Source organism: Porphyromonas levii DSM 23370, assembly GCF_000379925.1.
In the GTDB taxonomy this organism is placed as follows: domain Bacteria; phylum Bacteroidota; class Bacteroidia; order Bacteroidales; family Porphyromonadaceae; genus Porphyromonas_A; species Porphyromonas_A levii.
In genome coordinates this window covers 1-4,372 of sequence record NZ_KB904206.1, presented here as the reverse complement: position 1 = coordinate 4,372, position 4,372 = coordinate 1, and the positions used below count along the sequence as shown (strand labels likewise).

At 40.3% G+C, this 4,372-nt stretch carries 1 protein-coding gene and 1 CRISPR repeat array; the gene reads left to right on the top strand.

The window, feature by feature from the left end:
* Positions 1–272: 272 nt before the first annotated feature.
* The gene (cas2, locus tag A3GG_RS0101010) at positions 273–542 is read left to right on the top strand and encodes a CRISPR-associated endonuclease Cas2 (protein ID WP_033408084.1); all 270 of its coding nucleotides are present in this window, start codon (positions 273–275) and stop codon (positions 540–542) included.
* Positions 543–958: 416 nt separating this feature from the next.
* Positions 959–3,997: a CRISPR direct-repeat array (repeat unit 30 nt; unit sequence CTGTTAATCGTACCATACTGGAATTGAAAC).
* Positions 3,998–4,372 lie beyond the last annotated feature (375 nt).

Sequence of the window (4,372 nt, the reverse complement as noted above, 5' to 3'; positions counted from 1 at the left end):
CTAAAACTATTTTGTTAGTTTTGTAGTGTGTAGCAGTACATTTGACTCCAAGAAGCCCATATACATGTCGTAGAAAACTGGTATCCATTGTGTAATTAAGCGTTTAGTGGATAATTCGCTCAATTATAATGGATTTCCAGTTTTCTTTCAAATTTTCAAAGAGAAAAATAACCCCGTCGCCCATATCTTGCGGATTTCATCCCGCAAGATGATTGGTGTATACAAGCTGACGCAGGAGTTTCAAGGGATCACGGTAACCGCCATCACGCAGAATATCGGATGAGGCCGTTATTTTGGTTTACGATATTGGCGAAAAACGGGTAGGTAAAATGCTTAAACTGTGCCGAAGGTATCTGAATTGGATACAAAACTCTGTCTTTGAAGGAGAAATTACCGAGTTTAAGTTGAAAGAGCTAAAAACAAAAGCATATGCTATAATGAAAGAGAGCGATAGTTTGATAATATTTTCATCAAGACAAGAGGGGTGGTTAGACAAAGAGATTATGGGAATTGAGAAAGCATCTACCGATAATTTCTTGTGAGTATTTTCCTATTTCGAATTACACGCCAATGCGTAAGGATGATAGAGATCATAGACATTTCGAAAACTAATAATATCTTTGTTTGGGTCGCATCAGACTAATAGATGTAAATCATGGTTAGCATTTTAGTGCTCTGTAGGACAGTTCCCATATCATACAATATGTGGTGCGCATAAATTGCTCTATAATGATGGGTTATTCTCTAAATGTCTGTCGATACTGGTGTTCACTAGTATTTTAGACGGTCTATGAAAATAGGAGGAATATTATGTTGTTGATAATCAGCAGAATGGAATGTTGTCGTAGGTGCACTCTTATTATACGATTAGGGTTCGATGACATCTTCCAAGCAAAAAGTGCCAAATAAATTTTCTAACAGACTTGTAACCAATGATATATTATAGTAAATTTGACGGCTGTTAATCGTACCATACTGGAATTGAAACATCGCTGAAGAGGTATTTGCCTATGTGAAGTCACAAGCTGTTAATCGTACCATACTGGAATTGAAACGAGATATCCGCACCTAACAAGATTATCCTCCTTGACCTGTTAATCGTACCATACTGGAATTGAAACCTGAATTTAAGTGGCAGGAGATACACGACACGCAGACTGTTAATCGTACCATACTGGAATTGAAACGAAAGAGATGAACGTTGCGAAGCCAACGGCGGAGAACTGTTAATCGTACCATACTGGAATTGAAACACTGGAGTAAGCTCATCATTCTCCCATTCTGCGTCTGTTAATCGTACCATACTGGAATTGAAACACGTATACTTTGATGCTTTCAATCCTTCTATCTACTGTTAATCGTACCATACTGGAATTGAAACACGTTCAGGAGCTATGGTGAGAACGTGGTTGATTTCTGTTAATCGTACCATACTGGAATTGAAACTGGGTTTTGTGGAATGCCCTCCACCTGCCCATCGTCTGTTAATCGTACCATACTGGAATTGAAACATTGTAAACCCTGAGGGTTATGCCATCCTATCAAAGCTGTTAATCGTACCATACTGGAATTGAAACTTTGGCGGTAATGTCGACCTCAACAGTGAGGGAGACCTGTTAATCGTACCATACTGGAATTGAAACTTCGAATGGCACTCGAAAGGGCTGGAGAGCGTCCTTACTGTTAATCGTACCATACTGGAATTGAAACGTTATCCAGGTGTAATCGCAATCTCTACGTGCGTCACTGTTAATCGTACCATACTGGAATTGAAACTTGAAATCGTGCCGTCTCACTGACGCTCTTGGGGTCTGTTAATCGTACCATACTGGAATTGAAACCCATGTCCGACAACGCCTTGACGGCTTCGGGAGTTGCTGTTAATCGTACCATACTGGAATTGAAACTATACCCTGAGCTACTTGGTAAGCTAGACCTCGAACTGTTAATCGTACCATACTGGAATTGAAACAGGACTCCTTTGACTGTCGTAACTGCTGGAGCTCAGCCTGTTAATCGTACCATACTGGAATTGAAACATGCGAGTAGCATATTTTGAGTTACTTTTTTCATTCTGTTAATCGTACCATACTGGAATTGAAACCTAATCAAGCACGCATACCCCTCTCTCTTATACTCCTGTTAATCGTACCATACTGGAATTGAAACTGGAGACAAGCCAACAAACAAACTACTCGACAAACTGTTAATCGTACCATACTGGAATTGAAACAGAAGTATAAGTGGTCACTGATTAAGGGTGCCGACTGTTAATCGTACCATACTGGAATTGAAACTGCAGAGCGCAAGTTTAAGCTGGTGAGCTCAGAGCTGTTAATCGTACCATACTGGAATTGAAACGCTGGTAAAGCATATATCGGTATGTACGTTGACCACACTGTTAATCGTACCATACTGGAATTGAAACAAACAAAGCAAATAAGTATAGGGCGGAGGAGAGCAACTGTTAATCGTACCATACTGGAATTGAAACAGAGACGCGAGCGAGGATAAAAGTAGCAGTGACGTCTGTTAATCGTACCATACTGGAATTGAAACGTCCTTAGGTATGTCCTTATCATCAGCTTTGTACACTGTTAATCGTACCATACTGGAATTGAAACGAATAATCAGGTCGGTAGGGTTAAATCCATTCGTTCTGTTAATCGTACCATACTGGAATTGAAACCGCTTCCCGTCGTATGGTCTGATAGCTCTACCTACCTGTTAATCGTACCATACTGGAATTGAAACTTAGCTCATCTATTGACATTGTTGCTGGGAGATTCTGTTAATCGTACCATACTGGAATTGAAACTTGTGTCACCGTACTAGGGCTGCTTGCCGTAAGCTCTGTTAATCGTACCATACTGGAATTGAAACCACGAACAATGCGCAAGCATGGACTGAGCTCACGTTCTGTTAATCGTACCATACTGGAATTGAAACAGGACTACCCCGTGCAGTGGTGTGCGGTGTATGGACTGTTAATCGTACCATACTGGAATTGAAACTTTTATCCTCTCGACTTGAGTTTTTGTTGTTGAAAACTGTTAATCGTACCATACTGGAATTGAAACTTTACCCACTCTGTATCTATGTCCGCAAATGTTATACTGTTAATCGTACCATACTGGAATTGAAACAGCTAGTAGCACAAGACAAATCAACTGGTAAACGCTGTTAATCGTACCATACTGGAATTGAAACTAGCCCTATTGCAGTACTTAGATTATCTACGAACCTGTTAATCGTACCATACTGGAATTGAAACCCCTCAATAGCGGTCCGGAGTTGTATCGTGTTGGCACTGTTAATCGTACCATACTGGAATTGAAACGAGGGAGGGACGTTAAATGCTGAATACTTGAGAGACTGTTAATCGTACCATACTGGAATTGAAACCTATTGTAGGTACATCTGCTATAGCTGCTTTCATCTGTTAATCGTACCATACTGGAATTGAAACCTTTAGCGTTTGGGTATATCTTCTTCATCTTGTTCTCTGTTAATCGTACCATACTGGAATTGAAACCAAATACCTCCGTGGGTGGCTAAACAGGGTAAACGCACTGTTAATCGTACCATACTGGAATTGAAACCACCTCGAATTGGGATGAGGTCAATAGGTTTACAAGCTGTTAATCGTACCATACTGGAATTGAAACGTGGTAAAACAAGTTAGCTATAGAAAGGTAAAATCTTCTGTTAATCGTACCATACTGGAATTGAAACATTGGTTATTACCACAGCAATTAGAATAGGACGGAGCTGTTAATCGTACCATACTGGAATTGAAACTATAAATAGAGGATTTCTTTTGCCATGTTAGAGACTGTTAATCGTACCATACTGGAATTGAAACGTGTTGCGAGTTGCTCAATCCTCTCTAGCCTCTGTTCTGTTAATCGTACCATACTGGAATTGAAACTGATGGAGGATGTGCAGGAGGATGCAGGCTGCACTCCTGTTAATCGTACCATACTGGAATTGAAACTATTCGTCATCATCACGCACCTTATGTTCGATAGTTCTGAGAGATGGGGGGATTTGAGAGAGGGGGAGTGGTCGAATTCTCTAGCGCGAGCGGGGAAATTTATCTCTAGCCTAGATTCCGCAAAGTGTGCTTTAGCCCCTGATTATTAGTAGGTGGCGCTATTGATAATTAAAGCCCTGTATTCAAGGAGAATACAGGGCTTATGTCCCTAATTTTTTGTATCTTTACGTTGCAAAAAAAAGTTGCAAAAAATTATAGAGGACTAGTTATGGCAAAGGTACAATTTATTAGCACAAATCGCAAGACTGCGATAGGGGGAGCTCAATTTTTCATCTCATATTGGGAGAAAATAGGCATGTCGGGACTGATTAATAA